The sequence below is a fragment of the Arthrobacter sp. YA7-1 genome (genome assembly GCF_025960325.1).
Taxonomy (GTDB): Bacteria; Actinomycetota; Actinomycetes; order Actinomycetales; family Micrococcaceae; genus Arthrobacter; species Arthrobacter bambusae_A.
In genome coordinates, this window is the sequence record NZ_CP110114.1 from 1,212,348 (window position 1) to 1,231,617 (window position 19,270).

A 19,270-nucleotide genomic window follows, 5' to 3' on the forward strand; every position below is an offset into this window, starting at 1 on the left:
CGGTTACTGCGGTGACACACCGTTATTAGATCCTGACCTGCGTATATGTGTTCTAGGACACATATTTGGTAGTACTCTCATGGAACATGTTCGAAGTGAAAGTGACTTCGGGCGAATGACCACGAATCAGACGCACCGCGGAGGCTATTTATGTACAGGAAGAAAGTCATTTCGGCGATTGCAGCAGCAGCCACCCTTGGCATGCTCGTAGCGGGCTGTGCGAACCAGACCGCTCCCAGCGGCACGGAAACCTCGGGTGGCGGCAGCAGGGTCAATATCCCCGCGATCTCCAAAGTCGACGTTCCTGCCGGAGCTGTTTTGCCTGCAGGCGATGGAAAGGGGACATGCCCGTCCACCACCACCCTTGCCTATGCCGGTGCCGAGACAGGACCAAACGCCCAGCTGGGTATCAACATCTTCAACGGCATCCAGCTGGCCATCAACCAGCACAACGCCGCGAACCCCGGCTGCCAGGTCCAGTTCAAGAAATTCGATACTGAAGGCGATCCGAACAAGGCCACGGGCCCGGTGACGCAGATTGTTTCCGAACCGGACATCATCGGAGTGGTGGGCTTGCCGTTCTCCGGAGAGTCCAAGGCCACCGGCAACATCTTCGAGCAGAAGGGCTTGGTGCACATCACGCCCTCCGCTACCAACCCGAGCCTGACCAAGAACGGCTGGACCACTTTCTTCCGGGCCCTCGGCAATGACGCCGTCCAGGGTCCTGCGGCAGCAAAGTTCCTCACGGACAAGCTGCAGGCAAAGAAGGTCTACCTGGTCCAGGACGACTCTGATTACGGCATTGGTCTGGGAACCACAACGTCCGCCGCCCTTGGCTCCGCGATGGTGGGATCCGACAAGGTCGTCACGGGCCAGAAGGACTTCTCGGCCGTGATTTCCAAGATCATGAACTCCAAGGCAGACACGGTCTACTACGCCGGCTACTACGCAGAGGGTGCCCCCTTCGACCAGCAGCTGGTCGCAAAGGGATTCACCGGATCCTTCGTGGGCCCCGATGGAGTGAAGGATGACCAGTTCATCAAGCTGGCCGGCGATGCGTCGTCCAACGCGTACTTCACCTGCCCCTGCATCCCGGGCGAGCTGATCCCGAGCTTCGAGAGCGAGTACAAGAAGCTGGCCAACGCGGAGCCCGGAACGTACTCCATCGAAGGTTACGACGCCGTCACGGTCCTGCTCTCGGGCATCGACAAGGGCAAGCAGTCCCGCGCGGACCTGCTGTCCTGGGTCAAGTCCTACGACGCAGACGGCCTGTCGAAGCACTACAAGTGGGATTCAACCGGCGAACTGGCAACGCCTGATGTCTACGGCTACAAAGTTGAGAACGGCAAGATCGTTCCCATCGGCGTCATCGGAAAATAACACCGAGCCCAGATGAATGCTGGGGGTTAGCATCCATGCCGACCCCCAGCATTTCTTTTGATTACATCAGGAAAGTGCCATGATCAGTGAAGTAATTCCCACCCTGCTCCACTCGGTTCCCGTGGACGACACGTGGATCACCTTCGACGTAAACTCCTTTACCCAAAACTTCTGGAGTTCCACCTTTGACGGGTTGACCTTCGGCGCAATCTACGCCTTGGTTGCCCTCGGCTATACCCTCGTCTACGGCGTTCTCAACCTCATCAACTTTGCCCACTCGGAAGTGTTCATCACGGGCTGCTACGGAGTGTTCTTTACCCTCAGCGCCCTGAATTTCGGCCCCTCCGCTCCTAGGCTGGGTTTTTGGGCCATTGTGGGAAACCTTATTCTCGCCCTCGTCGTCGCCATTATCGCCTCAGCCCTGATGGCAGTGATCGTGGAACGGGTGGCTTATAAACCTTTGCGTCAACGTAAGGCGCCCCGACTGGCATTCTTGATTACCGCCATCGGTGTTTCTTTCGCCATCCAGTACACCATCTACTGGTGGCGTGGACCGAGCCCGGAAGCTGCGCTCACAATGTTCCGGCCGCTCGCGATATTCGACGTCTTCGGGACGATCGTCGATTCGCAGCAGGTTGTGATTATCGTCGCCGCGGTTATCCTCATGATCGCCACTGATCAGTTCATTAGGCGGTCCCGGACCGGCCGAGGCATCCGGGCAGTGGCGCAGGATCCGGATACTGCAACCCTGATGGGTGTCAACAAGGAAAAAATCATTGTGACCACCTTTATCATCGGCGGCATCCTGGCCGGCGCGGCTGCTTTGTTCTACGTCATGAAAATTCCGTCCGGCGTGCAGTACAACGGCGGATTCATCCTGGGCGTCAAAGCGTTCGCGGCCGCTGTCCTTGGAGGCATCGGCAATGTCCGCGGTGCTTTGCTGGGCGGCCTGCTGATCGGTTTGATTGGCAACTACGGCCAGGTGCTCCTGGGCAGTTCCCAATGGACGGACGTTGTCGCGTTCGTGGTCCTGGTGTTGGTATTGATTGTGCGACCCGAAGGTGTCTTGGGTAGCTCGCTAGGAAAGAGTAAGGCATGAGCACAACAGACGGCCCCACACTTATTCCCGATGATGCTTCTGCACAGGAGATTGCCGACCGCGAAGCCAAGATGCGGCAGCGCAAGGGCTGGTTCCCGGGGCTCAGTGACAAATGGAATGCGCTCCCGCGCCAGACCCAGTGGCTGATCCTGATCGTCGTTGTTGTCCTTGCGTATTTGCTTCCTATCCTCAATCCGCCGTTGATCACGACGGAACCGGGCAACAATTGGCAAATCGCACTCGCGCAGATGTCTGTCTATGCCCTGGTGGCTGTCGGCCTGAACGTGGTGGTCGGCTATGCGGGCCTCCTCGACCTGGGTTATGTGGCCTTCTTCGCCCTGGGGTCCTATACCGCAGCGATGTTCACCAGTCCGGATTCGCCGTATGTGCACATTCCCTACTTGTGGACGCTGCCATTGGCGATGGCAGTCGCCATGTTCTTTGGCGTGGTCCTGGGTGTTCCCACGCTTCGCCTCCGCGGCGACTACCTGGCGATCGTCACGCTCGGCTTCGGTGAGATCGTACGCATTCTGGCCACCATCATTCCGGCCATGAAGGGCCAGGTCGGCTTCCAGAATGTCGGCCACCCGCCTGGTACGGATTCCAGCGGACAAACGATCTTCCAGAATTCGAACGGAACCCCGTGGTATTGGCTGACGCTGACCATCATCATTGTGGTGCTCCTTGCTGCCGGAAACCTTGAGCGCAGCAGGGTGGGACGGGCGTGGATTGCCATCCGCGAGGATGAAGACGCTGCCGAAATCATGGGTGTCCCCACCTTCAAGTACAAGGTGTGGGCCTTCGCGATCGGCGCTTCCGTGGGCGGACTCTCGGGTGCGTTGTTCGCCGGCCAGGTAGGTTTTGTGAACAACCAGAAATTCGATATCGCCACCTCGATCCTGTTCGTCGCCGCTGTCGTCATGGGCGGCACGGGAAACAAGGTGGGTGCGATCCTTGGCGGTGCGTTGGTGGCATATATCCCACTCCGCTTCACTGCGATTGCGGAGTTCAAGTACCTGATCTTTGGGGCGGCGCTGGTGATCATCATGATTTTCCGTCCCGGCGGCCTCCTGCCGGCACGCCAGAGCCTCCTCGCCTATGGACGCTTGGCCTACAACAAGCTCAAGGGTGCCGTGGGCGATATCCCTCCTTCGGGCAAAGTCGTCCTGGAACCGGGAAAGGGGGCTGACAAATGAGTGAAGCGATCGAACCGGATATCGACGTCGACGCACTCAAGGAGCAGGGTGTGGACCTTGATGTCGCCGAGAAGGTGGCACCCGAGAGGGAGATCGCCACCAAGGTGGGCGAAGCCCTGGTCCAGGTCCAGGACCTGACGATCAAGTTCGGTGGCCTGGTCGCCCTGGACAACGTCACGTTCGATATCAACCGGGGCGAAATCCTCGGTTTGATTGGTCCCAACGGTGCGGGAAAAACCACGTGTTTCAATGCCATGACAGGGGTGTATAAGCCGACTTCGGGAAAGGTCTTGCTGGAAGGCCAGTTGCTCAACGGACTGCCCCAGCACAAGATCACCCGGCGAGGCTTGGCGCGGACGTTCCAGAACATCCGCCTCTTTGGTGAGATGACGGCTTTGGAAAACGTGGTTGTCGGCCTCGACGCGCGCCACCGCACGAGTGTCGGCGGGGCTCTCCTGCGCCTGCCGACCCATGTGAGGGAAGAGAAGACCTCGATCGAGCGCGGCATGGCATTGCTTGAATTCGTGGGCATCGCCGATCACGCCCATTTCCTGTCGCGGCACCTTCCTTATGGGTACCAGCGTCGCCTGGAAATCGCGCGGGCACTGGCCACGGATCCCAAGGTCCTGTGCCTGGACGAGCCTGCGGCCGGGTTCAATCCCGCGGAGAAGGAAGAGCTCATGGCCCTGATCCGGACCATCCGCGACGACGGCTACACGGTCCTGCTCATCGAGCACGACATGAAGCTGGTCATGGGCGTCACCGACCGGATCGTGGTCCTGGAGTTCGGCAAAAAGATCGCGGACGCGTTGCCCAAGATCATTCGCGACGACCCGAAAGTTATTTCCGCCTATCTCGGGGAGCCTGAAGATGACCTTGCTTGAGCTGAAGAACGTATCCGTCCACTACGGCCGGATCCAGGCGATTTCCGACATGTCATTCAGCGTGGAAGAAGGCGAGATCGTTTCGCTCATCGGCGCGAATGGTGCCGGAAAGACCACCACCATGAGGACGATTTCCGGATTGCTGGCTCCCTCGGCCGGCTCCATCACCTTTGCCGGCCAGGACATCACCAGGATGAAGGCCCACATCCGTGTTGTCCAGGGCATTTCGCAAGCGCCGGAGGGACGTGGAATCTTCCCTGGCATGACGGTGGAGGAGAACCTCGACATGGGTTCCTACGGCCGCAAGGACCGGACCAAGGTGGCAGAAGACCTGGAACGTGTCTTCGACTTGTTTCCACGGTTGAAGGAGCGTATCAAGCAGTTTGGCGGCACCATGAGCGGTGGCGAACAGCAGATGCTCGCGATTGGCAGGGCGCTGATGTCCAACCCCAAGCTGTTGCTGCTGGATGAACCTTCCATGGGGCTTGCTCCGCAGTTCATCCGCCAGATCTTCAAGATTGTCACGGAGATCAACAACCAAGGCACCACGGTGCTCCTGGTGGAGCAAAACGCCAACCAGGCGCTCGCCCGTGCGCACCGTGCTTTCGTGCTTGAAACCGGGTCGATTACGCACCGGGGCACCGGCAAGGAACTGCTTGCCAACCCGGCGGTCAAGGAAGCGTACCTCGGCGTCGGATAGCCGCGTGTGCCGGCACCCTCTCAAGGAGCGGGTGCCGGCATCGACGGAGGTGGAACTTTCGGTGCGGACCAAGCGTGGGAATTGGTAGCGTGAACTATCACTTCGCACCCACAGCAAGAAGGACACCCACCATGGCACTCGGCGGCAACCCGATCTTCAACGGAAAGAATTTCCGTGGAGCCACACAGGCTCCGCCTGTTCCCAGCTACTCCCACGGCCAGCCCCAGTACGGCCAAAACCAGTACGGCCAGCCGGCTTGGACCGCGCAGCAGCCCATGACGAGCGATCAGCTGCAGCAGATGTACAACCAGCCCGCGGCCGGTCCGGCCGAGACGGGCCGTATGACTTTCGACGACGTCATCGTGAAGACCGCGGCCTGCCTCGCGGTGCTGTTGATTGGCGCAGCCGTCACCTTGTTCGTTGCTCCCGGCACGGCAAACCTCCTCATGGTTGTCGGCGCGTTGGGTGGCTTCGTGCTGGGCATCGTCAACTCCTTCAAGAAGCAGCCTTCGCCAGCGCTGATCCTGGCTTATGCCGGCCTTGAGGGCTTGTTCCTCGGAGGCCTGACCCGCCTGCTGGACGGTATGTTCCCGGGCGTTGGCCTGCAGGCAGTCATCGGCACCCTCGCGGTGTTCGGCGTAACCTTGGCTCTCTTCAAGAGCGGCAAGGTGCGCGCAACCCCCAAGGCAATGCGCTTCTTCATGATCGCCGTCCTCGGCTACCTCGTCTTCTCGGTGATCAACATGGTCCTGTTGTGGACCGGCGCCGTCCAGTCGCCGTTCGGCCTGAGCAGCAGCGTGCACATCTTCGGCATCCCGCTGGGCGTTTTCATCGGGATCCTGGCCATCGGCCTGGCCGCGTTCTCGTTGGTCATGGACTTCACGAGCATTGAGCAGGGCGTCCGGCACGGTGCTCCGGAGAAGTACTCCTGGACGGCCGCTTTTGGCCTGACCGTCACGCTCGTATGGCTCTACGTGGAAATCATCCGCCTGTTGGCGATCCTGCGGGGCGACGACTAGCCTCCCAGGATTGGCTCAGCGTAATGCCCCCGAAGATGCGTCTTTGGGGGCATTACGCGTGTGCGAAATCCAGGGACCTAAGACAGCCGCTCGAAGACCACCGCCATGCCCTGCCCACCGCCGACGCACAGGGTCGCCAGTCCCAAGGTCCCATCCCGTTCCCGGAGGCCGTTGAGCAAGGTGGTGGTCATCCGGGCGCCTGTCATGCCAAACGGGTGCCCCAGGGCGATGGCGCCGCCATGAACGTTGAGCTTCTCCGGATCGATGCCGAGTTCACGTGCGCTCGCCACCACCTGGACGGCGAAGGCCTCGTTGAGCTCCACGAGGTCGATGTCCGCCATGCTAAGGCCCGCCAAGGCCAGGGCCCGGCGCGAGGACTCCACGGGTCCCATGCCCATGAGTTCCGGGGAAAGTGCACTGACGCCGGTCGAGACGATGCGTGCCAGCGGCTCGAGGCCAAGCTCCCGGGCCCTGACGTCGCTCATGACCACCACGGCCGCGGCGCCATCGTTGAGCGGGCATGCGTTGCCGGCTGTCACTGTCCCTTCCTTCCGGAAGACAGGCTGCAAGGCGCTGACCGCTTCAAGCGTGACGCCGGAGCGTGGTGAATCGTCGCGCTCCACGACGGTTCCGTCCTTGCGGGTGTAAGGCGTGATCTCGCGGGCGTAGAAACCGGAAGCAACGGCCGCTTCTGCCCGGTTCTGGCTCCGGACCGCCCACAGATCCTGCTCTTCCCGGCTGATTCCGCGGCTCGTGGCGACGTTTTCCGCCGTCTGTCCCATTGCGATGTAGACGTCCGGCATCCGTCCACCCAGGCGGGGATCCGTCCATGGGGTGTTGGACCCGGCGCGGGCAGTCGTGCGGGCACGCGCCGCCTCAAACAAGGGGTTGTGCAGGCTGGTGTCCGTTTCGCCTGCCCCGACCCAGTTCTGGTAACGCGACACGGACTCGACCCCCGCCGAGACGAAGGCGTGGCCTTCCCCGGAGCGGATGGCGTGGAAGGCCATCCGCAGGGTCTGCAGGCTCGAGGCGCAAAAGCGGTTGATCGTGGCTGCGGGGACGGTGTCCAGGCCGGTCAGCACGGTCACCACCCGGGCCATGTTCGAACCGGCTTCGCCGCTGGGTTCGGCGCAACCAAGATAGAGGTCATCGAGGCCGCGCCCGTCCAGTGCTCCCGGATCGAAAGCCGGTATCTTGGCCAGCGCGGCAGTCACCATGGCCGCGGCGAGGTCATCGGGGCGTTCGTCCTTGAGGGACCCTTTGAAGGCCCGTCCGATGGGGCTTCTGGCGGTGGAAACGATGACGGCCTCAGTCATGCCCCCAGCTTACGCCGGGGCCGGCTCGCCGAAGGCGGCGAATGAGCCGACGTCAGGCGAGGCGTGCGGCCCCGTCGGCCGGGGTCACAGTGAAGATGTCCGGCGTCGTGAAACCGGCCGCAGCGAAGGCGAGTACGACGGCGTCGCGCACCTCTTGCTCATGGCCCACCGGGGTGAGGGCGATGGCCGAGCCGCCGAAACCGCCTCCCGTCATCCGGGCACCGATGGCTCCGTGGGCGCGGGACGTTTCCACGGCGAGATCGAGTTCCGGGCACGATATCTCGAAGTCATCGCGCATGGAGGCGTGGCTCGCATCCAAGAGCCTGCCGATGTGGGCGGGTCCCTGGGTGGTGAGGCGTTCCACGGTCTGCAGCACGCGGTCGTTCTCCGTGACGATGTGCCGTACCCGCCGGAAAGTCGTGCTGTCCAGGAGGCCGCTGGCTTCCTCCAGATCGCCGACCCCCACGTCGCGGAGGGCCGGGACTCCCAATACCTGCGCCCCGAGTTCGCAGGAAGCCCGGCGGGAGGCATAGCCGCCGTCGGCATGGGAGTGGGAGACCTTGGTGTCGATGACCAGCAGCACGAGCCCGGCTTCTTCGGCGTCGAAGGGCACCAGTTGCACGCTTTGGTCGCGGCAGTCCAGGAAGACCGCATGGCCCTTTGACCCGCGGAGCGAGGCGGACTGGTCCATGATTCCGGTGGGGGCGCCCACGAAGTCGTTTTCGGCACGCTGCGTCGCCAGGACCATGTCTTCGGCTCCGAGTCCCGCCCCGCTCAGCTCGTTGAGGGCCGAGATGACTGCGCATTCGATGGCGTGCGAGGAGGACAGCCCGGCGCCCAGGGGGACATTCGAATCCATGAGGAGGTCGAAGCCCGGGACAAGGACGCCGCGTTGCTGCAAGGCCCAAACCACGCCGAGCGGGTACTTCGTCCAGCCGTGGGCTGCTTTCGGAGCCAACATGTCCACGTCGGCCTCGACCATGCCCTGCCCGCCGAAAGTGGACAGCAGACGGACCCGTGAATCATGGCGGATCCGGACCGCAACCTTCGCGGTCTTGTCGATCGCGAAGGGCAACACGAAACCTTCGTTGTAATCGGTGTGCTCGCCGATCAGGTTCACGCGTCCCGGTGCCTGCCACACGCCGTCGGGGGCTGAACCGAAAGTCGACTCGAAAAGCCCGGACAAGGCGCCCACGGCGGGGGCGTCGGGAGTGGAAGTCATGCTGGGGCCCCTTCCGGAATAGCGCGCTGCGAATCGCTGGCGACGGCACGCAGCCGTTCTGCCACGGATTCGGGCGTGGTGTCGTTGATGAAGGCTCCCATGGCGGCCTCGGAACCGGCAAGGTACTTGAGCTTGTCGGCGGCACGGCGCGGGGAGGTGAGTTGCAGATGCAGGTGCCCGGAGGGCCTCAAGGCGGGATCCAAGGGTGCCTGGTGCCAGGCGGAAATGTACGGCGTGGGGGTTGGATACAGGGCGTCGAGGCGCTTGAGCAGCTCAAGGTAGACGTGGGCCAGTTCGTCGCGTTCTTCGCCGCTCAGGGCCGCGAGGTCCGGAACCTGGCGGTGCGGGACGAGGTGCACCTCCAGCGGCCAACGGGCGGCGAACGGCACGTAGGCACTGAAGTGCTCTGCTTCGAGCACCATTCGGCTCCCGTCCAGCCGTTCGGCTTTGAGGATCGAGGACGTCAGCGATTCCCGGCCCTTGGAGTTGTCGAAGTACCGGCTGGCGGCGGCACCGAGGCTCGCCGCGCGGGGAGTGATGTAGGGGTAGGCGTAGATCTGTCCGTGCGGGTGGTGGAGCGTTACCCCGATGTCCGCACCGCGGTTTTCGAACGGGAACACCTGCTGGATTCCGGGGAGCGCGCTGAGCGCCTCGGTCCTGTGCGCCCACGCCTCAATGACCGTGCGGGCCCTGGTGTCGCCGAGTTCGGCAAAGGAGCCGGTGTGGCTGGGGGTGAACGAGACCACTTCGCAGCGGCCGTAGGCGGGGCCCGAGGTGCCCCAGGCGGGCGTGCCGGGGATCGTTCCGACCGCGGGTCCCAGCGAGGGGAAGCGGTTCTCGAAGACCACGACGTCGTAGTCCGGCGCGGGGATTTCGGAAGGGTTCGCGGCAGTGGTGGGGCAGATCGGACATTGGTCCGCGGGCGGCAGGTGGGTGCGGCTTTGGCGGTGGGCCGCGACGGCGACCCATTCGCCGCTCAGGGCGTCGAAACGCAACTCGCCCGGATCGGCGCGCGGCGGCAGCTCGCGGTGATCTGTCAGTGAGCCGGCGTCGCGCTCCGGTGAGCCGGCGTCGTCGAAATAGATCAGCTCCCGGCCATCGGCGAGACGCGTGCTGGTAAGGCGAGTCATGGATTCATGGTGCCACAGAGTGCTCAAAAAGGCAAAATATCTAACAAAAAGGAACATTGAGAGTGAGGCAGGCAAAGCGGGCGATGCAGTACGGTGGTGCCATGCCTCCCACAACACCATTTCCCGCGCAGGGCGACGAGACCGTATCCCGCCGCTTTGCCAGCGGGCGCCAGTTCGAGATCATCCGCGGCGACGCGCTCGCCGTCGTCACCGAACTCGCTGCAGGTTTGCGGCTGTTCAGCCGCGACGGCGTCCAGTTCACCGAGAGCTACGGCGACGGGCAACTGCCGCCCGGCGCCACCGGAATCACCCTGGCTCCGTGGGCCAACCGGATCGAGGACGGTATCTGGTACCTCGACGGGAAGAAGCAACAACTGGACATCACCGAGGTGTCCCGCAACAACGCGAGCCACGGGCTCCTGCGCAACTCGTCGTACGCCCTCGTGGCGGAAGACGAGTTCTCCGTGACCCTCGAAGCCGTGATCTTCCCGCAGCACGGCTACCCCTTCCTGGCCCGGCACCGGGTCCATTACGAGATCGACGCCGGGCTCGCTCTACGGGTCTCCCAGACTTTCATCAACGATTCGGACGCGCCCGCGCCTTTCGTGCTCGGCGCGCACCCGTATTTGCGCATCGGGGACGTTTCGCCGGAAGAGATGGTCCTGACTGTCCACGCCGGAACGCGGCTCGTGGCCGACGAGCGGCTCATTCCGCGGAGCTCGGTGCCTGTTTCCGGTGAGTTTGATTTTGGCGGCGGCCGGAGCGTGGGCAGCCTGGACGTCGATGTGTCGTTCACCGATCTGGAGTTCGACGGCGGCATCGCCCGCCAAACGCTCTCGGCGCCTGACGGCCGCAGCGTCTCCCTGGAGCAGGACGAAAACTGCGCCTTCGCCCACGTCTTCGTCACGGACACTTTTCCCGGCCGCTCCAAGGCGGTAGCGATCGAGCCCATGACCGGTCCGGCGAACGCCTTCAACTCGGGGGAGGGCCTCCGGTGGCTTGGACCAGGGGAGACCTTCACCATGAGGTGGGGAATTGTGGGCGCGCTGTAGATGGGTTTCCCATCCGGCACTCCCTGCGGAATTATGGGTAAATGACGCCAAGACAGGACGCCACCCCTCCACGCGACCCCGTTTCGGCCATGTCCGGACCAATGTCCGAGCTTCACATCGCGCAAGACATTCCATACGGAGTGCGGATTGCCGCCGCGTGGGCCTGGCGGGTGGGCCTCATCATGGTGGTGGTGGGAGCCCTCATCTGGCTGTTGGGGAGGGTCAGCTTCCTGATCATCCCGCTCATGGTCGCTTCCCTCCTGGCCGGCTTGCTCTACCCCGTCACGGGGTGGCTCAGGACGCTCAAGATGCCGCAAGGAGCGGCCGTCGCCATCACGGTGGTGGGATTCCTCGGGGTCATTGCCGGAGCCCTGGCGTTGGTGGGGCGGCAGCTTGCCGCGGGGTTCGGCGAGCTGTGGCAGGAAGCCTTTGCCGGCATCCAGCAAATCCAGGCGTGGCTCGCTGACGGGCCGCTGCACCTGACCGCGGACCAGATCGACACATACATCCAGAGCGCAACCTCGGCCTTGCAGAACAACAGCAGCAGCATCCTGAGCGGTGCACTGTCCTTCGGTAGTTCTGCCGGACATTTCGCCGCGGGCATGGTCCTGGCCCTCTTCATCCTGATCTTCTTCCTTCTGGAAGGATCCCGGATCTGGCGGTTCATTGTAGGACTCCTGCCCAGGACTGCCCGCGCAGCGGCTTACGGTGCGGGCAAGCGCGGCTGGTCGTCCATGGTCAGCTACGTGCGCATCCAGATGTTCGTGGCGTTCGTGGACGCCGTGGGGATCGGCGTCGGGGCCGCCATCATCCAGGTTCCCCTGGCCTTGCCCCTGGGTGTCCTGGTGTTCATCGGTTCATTTATCCCGGTGGTCGGTGCCCTCGTGACGGGAGCCATTGCCGTGCTCCTGGCTTTGGTGGCCAACGGTCCCCTGAACGCGCTCGGCATGTTGGCCATCGTGTTGTTCGTGCAGCAGCTCGAAAGCCATATCCTCCAGCCGCTCATCATGGGCAAAGCCGTGTCGTTGCATCCCGTCGCCGTGATCTTGTCAGTCGCAGCCGGTTCATACCTGGCCGGAATCCCGGGAGCGCTCTTCGCGGTTCCGCTCCTCGCCGTAGCAAATACGGCGGTTCGCTATATTGCCGCGCGGACGTGGGAACATGAGGAAGGACTGATGACGGCGTACGCCGGCGCAGGGACTGCAGCACCGGACTTCGATGAGGACCCCACCATCAAGGAAGTCCACCGTCCCGGCGCCAACGCGGCCGCACGGTCCAACAGCGGTGAAGGCGCCGCAGGTCAGCACGCGGCTGCGGAACGGACATTCCCCAAGGATGCCGCAGCGCACACCAACAAAGGAGACTAACCCGTGAATACCCTCGATACCCTGCCCGTCACCCTGGACGATGTCCTTAAGGCGCGGGAGCTGCTCGAGGGCATTATTACCAAGACCCCCATCGAGTCCTCGCGGGCCTTGGGAGCCATGGTAGGCGGCGAGGTCTTCTTCAAATGCGAAAACCTCCAGCGGGCAGGTTCCTTCAAGGTCCGTGGTGCCTACGTGCGGATGGCGCGCCTGTCGGACGAGGACAAAAAGCGCGGCGTGGTCGCGGCTTCGGCAGGCAACCACGCCCAAGGCGTTGCTGTGGCGGCGAAGAGCCTGGGCATCAAGGCGCGCATCTACATGCCGCTCGGCGTGGCGCTTCCGAAGCTGGCTGCGACCCGCAGCCACGGAGCGGAAGTCATCCTCCACGGTCACAACGTCGATGAGGCCCTGGCCGAGGCGCAGCGCTACGCGGACGAAACGGGCGCAGTCTTTGTCCACCCCTTCGACAACGTCGACGTCGTGGCGGGCCAGGGAACGGTAGGGCTCGAAATCCTGGACCAGGTCCCCAATGTCGACACCGTCCTCATGGGCGTTGGCGGCGGCGGTCTGCTGGCCGGAGTCGCCGTCGCGATCAAAGCGAGGGCCAGGGAGCTGGGACGCGAGATCCGGATCATCGGCGTACAGGCCGAGAACGCGGCCGCCTACCCGCCGTCGCTCGCCGCCGATGCCCTGGTGCCGCTCAAGAAGGTGTCCACGATGGCGGATGGCATCGCCGTCGGACGCCCCGGCCAGCTGCCGTTCAGCATCATCCGCGAACTTGTGGACGACGTCGTCACCGTGAGCGAAGACTCCTTGGCCCGGGCGCTCATCTTCCTGCTCGAGCGCGCCAAGATGGTGGTTGAGCCGGCCGGTGCCGTCGGCGTCGCTGCCCTCATGGACGGCAAGATCGAAAACCCGGGGACCACCGCCGTCATTCTCTCCGGCGGCAACATCGATCCCATGCTGATGCTCAAGGTGATCCAGCGCGGCCTCTCGGCTGCGGGACGCTATATGACCGTGCGCATGATGCTGGATGACAGGCCGGGTTCCTTGGCCACGATCGCCCGCATCATCGCCGAGAACGATGCCAACGTGACCGGCCTGGACCACACCCGGGTGGGAGGCGCGATCAGCATGGGCGACGTCTCCATCACCGTCAACCTGGAAACCAAGGGCCACGAGCACAGCGAGCAGGTCCTGGCAGCCCTTCGCGCGGAGGGCTTCCACCCGATCGTGGTGCACTGACGCCGTAACCCAGCCCAACTGACTCGCAGTTGTTGTCGTTTTGAGCCTTCAAAACGACAACAACTGCGAGTCAGTTGGGGGAACACAAAGCAAAACGCCGGCCCGCCCCGCGAAGGGGTGGGCCGGCGTCGTTGTTTTTGCGGAGCTATTAGCCGGCGAACGGCTTGGCGGAAACGATCTCCACCGGAATTTCCTTGCCATTGGGGGCGACGTAGCTGAGCTTGTCGCCCTCCTTGTGGCCCATGATTGCCACGCCCAGCGGGGACTTCTCGCTGAAGACGTTGAGATCTGAATCGCCGGCGATTTCGCGGGATCCCAGCAGGAAGGTTTCTTCGTCACCGGCGATGCGCGCGACGACGACCATGCCCTGCTCGACGATTCCGTCATCGGCCGGAGCTTCTCCGACCTGGGCGTCGCGCAGCAGCACGGTCAGCTGGCGGATGCGGGCCTCGATCTTGCCCTGTTCTTCCTTCGCGGCGTGGTATCCACCGTTTTCCTTGAGGTCGCCTTCCTGACGGGCGGCTTCGATCTTCTGTACGATCTCCGCACGGCCAGGGCCGGAAAGGTGGTCCAGCTCTGCCTTCAGGCGGTCAAATGCGTCCTGGGTAAGCCAAGCTGCAGGCGCGCTGTTGGTGGTCGACACGGACTTCTCCTTATGGATCTGACAAGCAAAGACCCCGCCGGTGCAGGCCACTCGTGGAACTCAGCAACCAACTCAGCGGGGTTAAGGTATTGATCCAGTGTAGTCAATCCTGTGGACAAACCCAAGCTCACTGAGTCGCGGGTCACACCTATGCTATTTGCCGCTGTCCACAATCCAGCAGTTGTCCACGACAGCGGACACGGCCGCGGACTCGGTACGCAGGATGGTCCTCTGGGCGGTTGTCTGGCCGCCGTCGGCGCCGTCCTTTGGGGCATTCGGGCCGATCTGGACGACCTTCCAGCCGACCACCCCGAACCCGGAGTCCATGGCCTTGACCGCGCATTTTGCGGTGGCGCCAGGGTTCTTGGTGACCTGGAAATCGACCGAAAGCTGGGTGGCATCGGTGGCGCTGTAGCCGATGTCCTTGAATGACACAGACGACTGCGAAGAAGACGTGGTGACCCAGAACAAGAGCCCTATGGCCACGACCAGGACAGCGATGAAGATGTTGCGTTTGGTCTTCCCCCCGAAGGCGCGCTTTTGGCTGCCGTAGCGATTGGCTAGGCTGGTAGTTGCCGGCAGCGCCGTGCCCGAGGGGTCTTCCGAAGTCACCCACCTAGTTTAGTGGGCTTCTGGCGCGTCCCTGCACACGGCGGAGCCGCACGCGTTGGAAACACCTGATCAGCACAGCCACGAGCAAGCCCAGAACAGCATGACCCGGAAAGAGGAACCGTACCGGATGAGCACATCCACCAGCCCCCACACGCAGCTCCGGCTGCTCGCCGTCCATGCACACCCGGACGACGAATCAAGCAAGGGCGCGGCAACCATGGCGATGTATGCGGCTTCCGGAGTGGAAGTGATGGTGGCCACGTGCACCGACGGTTCCCGCGGGGACATCCAGAACCCGGCCATGGAGTCGGCTCCGCACCCGAAGCGGGACATGGCAGGCGCGCGCCGCTTGGAAATGAAGCAGGCCGCAGCGGTCTTGGGAATCAAGCAGCGTTGGCTCGGTTTCGTGGATTCCGGACTGCCCAACGGCGATCCGTTGCCGCCCCTGCCCAACGGCTGCTTTGCGCTTCAGCCCCTTGAGCGGGCGGCAGCACCGCTCGTCCGCTTGGTCCGCGATTTCAAGCCGCACGTCATGGTGAGCTACGACGAAAACGGCGGCTACCCGCATCCGGACCACATCATGGCCCACAAGGTTGCCGTCGAAGCTTTCCACGCGGCGGGAGACCCGGAGCGGTACCCGGGCACGGGTGAAAGCTGGGCGCCCAGCAAGCTGTACTACGACCGCGCCTTCAGCCCCGACCGTTTCCGTGCCTTGCATTTCGCGCTCGAAGAGGCCGGACTGCAATCGCCGTACGCCGAACGCTTGGCGACCTGGCTGGAAGCCGATGCGGAAGGGCACACTCCGCCGCGGCCGATGCACCAGACCACCACGCAGGTGGATTGCGGCGACTACTTCGAGGCCCGCGACGACGCACTCCGGGCCCACCGGACGCAGGTTGATCCGCTTGGCTTCTTCTTCGCGGTGTCCCCGGAGATGCAGCGCAGGGCCTGGCCGTGGGAGGACTACACGCTGATCGACTCCCGGATCCCGGCCGAACTGCCCGAAAAGGACCTGTTCGCAGGGCTAAGATAGGATCGCCGGCGATTTCTATCAAGCGTAGAAGTCGCCACCCGGCTGGAAACTCCCATAGAAGGTTTGAACCGTGCACCACTTTCTCATCGCCCTGGCCACGACCCCGTCGCCTACCCCGACCCCGTCGCTGCGCCCCGGCCTGTCGGAAGACCAGGTGACCCCGGGAACCTGGGGTTTCGTCCTGACTGCCTTCATCGTGGTGCTCACGACCTTCCTGATCGTGGACATGGTCCGCCGGATCCGGCGGGTCCGCTACCGCGCCCAGGTCGAGGAAGCGCTCGTTGGCGGGACTGACGGCGCTGAGGCTGACGGAATCGTCCAGGGCAAGCCGGACGCAGAAGAGTCCGACGGCGATGCCGGTTCCGGAGCCCGCTGACCCGGGAACCACCCGGGAATGGCCGGGGGCGTCCAATGCCCTTGGCTCGGAACCGTCTGCCTACCTCCGCCAGCATGCGCACAACCCCGTGCACTGGCGGCCGTTCGGCGATGAAGCCTTCGCGTTCGCGGCGGCCCGCGATGTTCCCGTCTTTCTCTCCATTGGCTATGCCGCGTGCCATTGGTGCCACGTCATGGCCCACGAGTCCTTCGAAGACCAAGACACCGCCGACTACCTGAACGCACGGTTCGTGGCCATCAAGGTGGATCGCGAAGAACGCCCGGACGTGGACTCGATCTACATGGCAGCCACCCAGGCCATCAGCGGCGAGGGCGGCTGGCCGATGTCCGTCTTCCTGACGCCCGAAGGCCTGGCCTTCCACGCAGGCACCTATTTCCCGCCAACGGCCCGGCCCGGGAGGCCGTCCTTCCGCCAAGTGCTTGAAGCGGTCCACGAGGCGTGGCTGGAACGCCGGGACGCCGTCGAGCAGAACGCGCGGATGCTCGCCGTCGGCATGGCGAATGCCCAGCTCTCCTCGGCGGTATTCCTCGACAGGCCGCTCGAAAGCCTGGACAAAAGCCTGCTGTCCGAAGCCGTGCGGCTTCTCGCCCGCTCGGAGGACCCCGACGGCGGCTTCGGCGGCGCTCCCAAGTTCCCGCCGTCGGCGGTTCTCGAGTTCCTGATACGGCATGCTGCCGTGCCGTCGGACACGTCGGACGCCGCCCGCGACATGGCCGGCCGCACTCTCGCCGCCATGGCCCGTTCCGCGCTGTGCGACCAACTCGACGGCGGTTTCGCGCGGTATTCCGTGACCGCGGATTGGTCCGTGCCGCATTTCGAGAAGATGCTCTACGACAATGCCCAGCTCCTCCGCGCCTACGTCCACTGGGTCCGGCTCCAGGGTGATTGGGTCCTGCCGGCCGGCGAGGCCGCGAGTGTGGCGTCGCGGGTGGCGGACTGGATGCTGGACTCGCTCGGCGTGGATAATCCGGCAGCCCCGGACGGACTCGCGTCCTCGCTCGACGCCGATACCGTGCTGGACGGGGCGCACCACGAAGGGGCGTCCTACCTGTGGACTCCGGCGGCCCTCGACGCCGTGCTTGGCCCGGGGGACGGTGCCGCCGTGGCCCGCATGATGAATGTGGGGCCGTCCGGAACGGTCTCGGAGCTTGGATCTGCGCTCCATCCCGGGCGCCAACTGTCCGGGGCGGAACTGACGTTGTGGAACCGCGTCAGGCCCGTCTTGCGCGCCGCTCGCTCGGCGCGCCCCCAGCCGGCGCGGGACGACAAGGTCGTGGCAGGCTGGAACGGCCTGGCGATCGCGGCGCTTGCCGAAGCCGGTGCGATCCTGGACCGGCCGGAACTGGTGACCGCAGCGGAGAGCCTCGCCGAATACCTGGTGCGCGTGCATTGGCGTGCGGCGGCCGATGCGCCCGCAAAAGCCGGCGCTGGGGTACTGGTCAGGGTCTCGCACGACGGCGCTGCGCGGGGGATTACCGGCTTATTGGAAGACTATGCGTTTTGCGCCGAAGGCTTCCTGGCTCTCTACGCCGTGACCGGCCGGCGTCGTTGGTATGGATTGGCGGAGGAGCTGATCAGGGGAGCCTGCGCGCGCTTCGTGGTGGACGGCAGGTTGTCGGATTCCGTGGGGGAGTCGGCCCAGGTATTCAACGCGCAGGGCCAGCACGCAGGCCTGGATCCCTTCGACAACGCGGCGCCGAGCGGGGCAGCGGCCTTTGCCGGAGTGCTGCTGAGCTATGCGGCCTACTCCGGTTCACACGAGCACCGAGCAATGGCAAGCAACATCCTGTCGCTCCTGCCGCCTGTAGCCGGACGGGCACCGCGGGTTGCCGGATGGTTGCTGGCGACCGCCCAGGCGGCCGCGGCCGGCCCCGTAGAGGCGGCTGTGTCCGGCCCTCCGGGCCAACAGCAGTGGGAACTCCATCGCGCCCTCTTGGCTTCGCCGAGCCCGGGGATGGTGGTGGCCGTCCAGCTCGAAATGGTTGGCGATGCAGCCGCCGACGACGGCGCGCCGTCCGGCGACCGCGCCGCGGAACCGGAGGTGCCGCTGCTTGAGTCCCGCCCGCCTGCCGGGGACGGCTCGCCGCAGGTGTATTTGTGCCGGGGGATGGTGTGTGACCTGCCGGTTGGCTCCGTCGAGGAACTCGTGCAGCGCCTTGACGCGATGACGGAGGCCGCCGGCTAGCTCAGCACGGCAATCATGATCGCGGCGAAATGTGCGGCGAAGGCCAGCACCGTGAGGGCATGGAAGAGCTCATGGAAGCCGAAGTTCAACGGACTGAAGTTGGGCCTTTTGATCCCGTAGAAAACCGCTCCGGCGATGTAGAGGACCCCGCCCACGCAGATCAGGATTGCGGCTGGCACGTTCGCCGCAAAGAACTCCGGCAAGTAGAACAATGCCCCGCAGCCCAGGGCAACATAGATGGGCACGTAGAGCCAACGCGGGGCGCCGGTCCAGAGTACCCGGAAGAGCACTCCCGCCAGCGCTCCGGACCAGATCACCCACAGCAGGAGCACGGCCTTGGGACGCTCCAGAAGCGACCACGCGAGCGGAGTGTAGCTGCCCGCGATCACCAACATGATGTTGGTGTGGTCCAGGCGCTTGAGGACCATCCTGGCTTTCGGCTCCCAATTGCCGCGGTGGTAGACGGCGGACACGCCGAAGAGCAGCACACCCGTCAAAGCGTAGATGGCGGAGGCGATTTTGCGATCTGTCGTAGGCGCCAAAGTTACAAGGACGATCCCAGCCGCGACGGCGAATGGCGTGGCCACAGCATGTATCCAGCCCCGCCAGCTTGGCTTGATTGTGAGCAGCTCCGACATCGTTAAAGCGTAACCCGCGCCCGGATAAGTTACTGCGGAGTAATGCGTTGTGCGACCGTTTTCCGCTGCCCGGGTGTGCCGACTGACCAGCTGGGGAAGGTAGCCTTGGTGGTGCGCCTACGGCAGCAGTCCGGAGGTGGCGATTGTTGTGTGAC

General features: G+C 64.0%; 18 protein-coding genes. 12 read left to right on the top strand and 6 right to left on the bottom strand.

All coding sequences use genetic code 11. From position 1 onward, the window contains the following. The first annotated feature begins 150 nt into the window (after positions 1-150). The 6 genes from OIT41_RS05715 to OIT41_RS05740 all read left to right on the top strand — a co-directional run bounded on the left by OIT41_RS05715 (position 151) and on the right by OIT41_RS05740 (position 6,278). Complete coding sequence (locus OIT41_RS05715; protein ID WP_241709480.1) at positions 151-1,380, top strand: branched-chain amino acid ABC transporter substrate-binding protein; 1,230 nt, start codon at positions 151-153, stop codon at positions 1,378-1,380. Between the two features lie 79 nt (positions 1,381-1,459). Continuing rightward, complete coding sequence (locus tag OIT41_RS05720) at positions 1,460-2,479, top strand: branched-chain amino acid ABC transporter permease (protein WP_241709481.1); 1,020 nt, start codon at positions 1,460-1,462, stop codon at positions 2,477-2,479. Continuing rightward, the gene (locus tag OIT41_RS05725) at positions 2,476-3,675 is read left to right on the top strand and encodes a branched-chain amino acid ABC transporter permease (protein WP_241709482.1); all 1,200 of its coding nucleotides are present in this window, start codon (positions 2,476-2,478) and stop codon (positions 3,673-3,675) included. The genes OIT41_RS05720 and OIT41_RS05725 overlap by 4 nt, the downstream gene beginning before the upstream one ends. After that, positions 3,672-4,559 carry an ABC transporter ATP-binding protein gene (locus OIT41_RS05730; RefSeq protein ID WP_078105962.1) on the top strand — a complete coding sequence of 296 codons (888 nt, stop codon included), beginning with the start codon at positions 3,672-3,674 and terminating at the stop codon, positions 4,557-4,559. The genes OIT41_RS05725 and OIT41_RS05730 overlap by 4 nt, the downstream gene beginning before the upstream one ends. Then, positions 4,552-5,259: an ABC transporter ATP-binding protein gene (locus OIT41_RS05735; protein ID WP_366214758.1), complete on the top strand. Its 708-nt coding sequence runs from the start codon at positions 4,552-4,554 to the stop codon at positions 5,257-5,259. The genes OIT41_RS05730 and OIT41_RS05735 overlap by 8 nt, the downstream gene beginning before the upstream one ends. 131 nt (positions 5,260-5,390) lie before the next feature. Next, positions 5,391-6,278, top strand: coding sequence for a Bax inhibitor-1/YccA family protein (locus OIT41_RS05740; protein ID WP_264637548.1), 888 nt, complete (start codon positions 5,391-5,393; stop codon positions 6,276-6,278). 77 nt (positions 6,279-6,355) lie between these two features. Here the strand turns inward: OIT41_RS05740 and OIT41_RS05745 are convergent, their stop codons facing one another. The 3 genes from OIT41_RS05745 to galT are packed head-to-tail and all read right to left on the bottom strand — an operon-like array spanning position 6,356 to position 9,946. After that, positions 6,356-7,594: an acetyl-CoA C-acetyltransferase gene (locus tag OIT41_RS05745; protein ID WP_264637549.1), complete on the bottom strand. Its 1,239-nt coding sequence runs from the start codon at positions 7,592-7,594 to the stop codon at positions 6,356-6,358. A gap of 52 nt (positions 7,595-7,646) precedes the next feature. Continuing rightward, positions 7,647-8,816, bottom strand: coding sequence for a galactokinase (gene galK / locus OIT41_RS05750; protein WP_264637550.1), 1,170 nt, complete (start codon positions 8,814-8,816; stop codon positions 7,647-7,649). After that, complete coding sequence (galT, locus tag OIT41_RS05755) at positions 8,813-9,946, bottom strand: galactose-1-phosphate uridylyltransferase (RefSeq protein WP_264637551.1); 1,134 nt, start codon at positions 9,944-9,946, stop codon at positions 8,813-8,815. Before galT ends, galK begins: the two co-directional genes overlap by 4 nt. A gap of 101 nt (positions 9,947-10,047) precedes the next feature. Between galT and OIT41_RS05760 the strand changes: the two genes are divergently transcribed. The 3 genes from OIT41_RS05760 to ilvA are packed head-to-tail and all read left to right on the top strand — an operon-like array spanning position 10,048 to position 13,607. Further along, positions 10,048-10,998, top strand: coding sequence for an aldose 1-epimerase family protein (locus OIT41_RS05760; protein WP_241709525.1), 951 nt, complete (start codon positions 10,048-10,050; stop codon positions 10,996-10,998). A 41-nt stretch (positions 10,999-11,039) separates the two neighbouring features. Further along, entirely contained in the window at positions 11,040-12,365 is a 1,326-nt protein-coding gene (locus OIT41_RS05765) for an AI-2E family transporter (protein ID WP_372489674.1), read from the top strand. Positions 12,366-12,368: 3 nt separating this feature from the next. After that, a complete protein-coding gene (gene ilvA / locus OIT41_RS05770; RefSeq protein ID WP_078105954.1) occupies positions 12,369-13,607 on the top strand; it encodes a threonine ammonia-lyase in 1,239 nt (412 codons plus the stop codon). Between the two features lie 148 nt (positions 13,608-13,755). On the opposite strand, the gene greA is transcribed toward ilvA, so the two are convergent. Beyond that, positions 13,756-14,250: a transcription elongation factor GreA gene (greA, locus tag OIT41_RS05775; RefSeq protein ID WP_078105953.1), complete on the bottom strand. Its 495-nt coding sequence runs from the start codon at positions 14,248-14,250 to the stop codon at positions 13,756-13,758. 153 nt (positions 14,251-14,403) lie between these two features. Beyond that, positions 14,404-14,862, bottom strand: coding sequence for a DUF4307 domain-containing protein (locus tag OIT41_RS05780; RefSeq protein ID WP_241709487.1), 459 nt, complete (start codon positions 14,860-14,862; stop codon positions 14,404-14,406). Between the two features lie 127 nt (positions 14,863-14,989). Between OIT41_RS05780 and mca the strand changes: the two genes are divergently transcribed. From mca to OIT41_RS05795, 3 genes are all read left to right on the top strand, one after another. Continuing rightward, entirely contained in the window at positions 14,990-15,895 is a 906-nt protein-coding gene (gene mca / locus OIT41_RS05785; protein WP_264637552.1) for a mycothiol conjugate amidase Mca, read from the top strand. Positions 15,896-15,965: 70 nt separating this feature from the next. After that, positions 15,966-16,271, top strand: coding sequence for a hypothetical protein (locus tag OIT41_RS05790; protein ID WP_078105950.1), 306 nt, complete (start codon positions 15,966-15,968; stop codon positions 16,269-16,271). Continuing rightward, entirely contained in the window at positions 16,249-18,477 is a 2,229-nt protein-coding gene (locus OIT41_RS05795; RefSeq protein WP_264637553.1) for a thioredoxin domain-containing protein, read from the top strand. The genes OIT41_RS05790 and OIT41_RS05795 overlap by 23 nt, the downstream gene beginning before the upstream one ends. Here the strand turns inward: OIT41_RS05795 and trhA are convergent. Then, positions 18,474-19,115, bottom strand: coding sequence for a PAQR family membrane homeostasis protein TrhA (trhA, locus tag OIT41_RS05800; protein WP_241709490.1), 642 nt, complete (start codon positions 19,113-19,115; stop codon positions 18,474-18,476). The genes OIT41_RS05795 and trhA overlap by 4 nt on opposite strands. Between the last annotated feature and the right edge of the window lie 155 nt (positions 19,116-19,270).

Excerpts from the sequence above, each read along its gene's own strand:
- OIT41_RS05715 (WP_241709480.1), top strand. The coding sequence starts at position 151 with ATGTACAGGAAGAAAGTCATTTCGGCGATTGCAGCAGCAGCCACCCTT.
- OIT41_RS05720 (WP_241709481.1), top strand. The coding sequence starts at position 1,460 with ATGATCAGTGAAGTAATTCCCACCCTGCTCCACTCGGTTCCCGTGGAC.
- OIT41_RS05725 (WP_241709482.1), top strand. The coding sequence starts at position 2,476 with ATGAGCACAACAGACGGCCCCACACTTATTCCCGATGATGCTTCTGCA.
- OIT41_RS05730 (WP_078105962.1), top strand. The coding sequence starts at position 3,672 with ATGAGTGAAGCGATCGAACCGGATATCGACGTCGACGCACTCAAGGAG.
- OIT41_RS05740 (WP_264637548.1), top strand. The coding sequence starts at position 5,391 with ATGGCACTCGGCGGCAACCCGATCTTCAACGGAAAGAATTTCCGTGGA.
- OIT41_RS05745 (WP_264637549.1), bottom strand. The coding sequence starts at position 7,594 with ATGACTGAGGCCGTCATCGTTTCCACCGCCAGAAGCCCCATCGGACGG.
- galK (WP_264637550.1), bottom strand. The coding sequence starts at position 8,816 with ATGACTTCCACTCCCGACGCCCCCGCCGTGGGCGCCTTGTCCGGGCTT.
- galT (WP_264637551.1), bottom strand. The coding sequence starts at position 9,946 with ATGACTCGCCTTACCAGCACGCGTCTCGCCGATGGCCGGGAGCTGATC.
- OIT41_RS05760 (WP_241709525.1), top strand. The coding sequence starts at position 10,048 with ATGCCTCCCACAACACCATTTCCCGCGCAGGGCGACGAGACCGTATCC.
- OIT41_RS05765 (WP_372489674.1), top strand. The coding sequence starts at position 11,040 with ATGACGCCAAGACAGGACGCCACCCCTCCACGCGACCCCGTTTCGGCC.
- mca (WP_264637552.1), top strand. The coding sequence starts at position 14,990 with ATGAGCACATCCACCAGCCCCCACACGCAGCTCCGGCTGCTCGCCGTC.
- OIT41_RS05795 (WP_264637553.1), top strand. The coding sequence starts at position 16,249 with ATGCCGGTTCCGGAGCCCGCTGACCCGGGAACCACCCGGGAATGGCCG.
- trhA (WP_241709490.1), bottom strand. The coding sequence starts at position 19,115 with ATGTCGGAGCTGCTCACAATCAAGCCAAGCTGGCGGGGCTGGATACAT.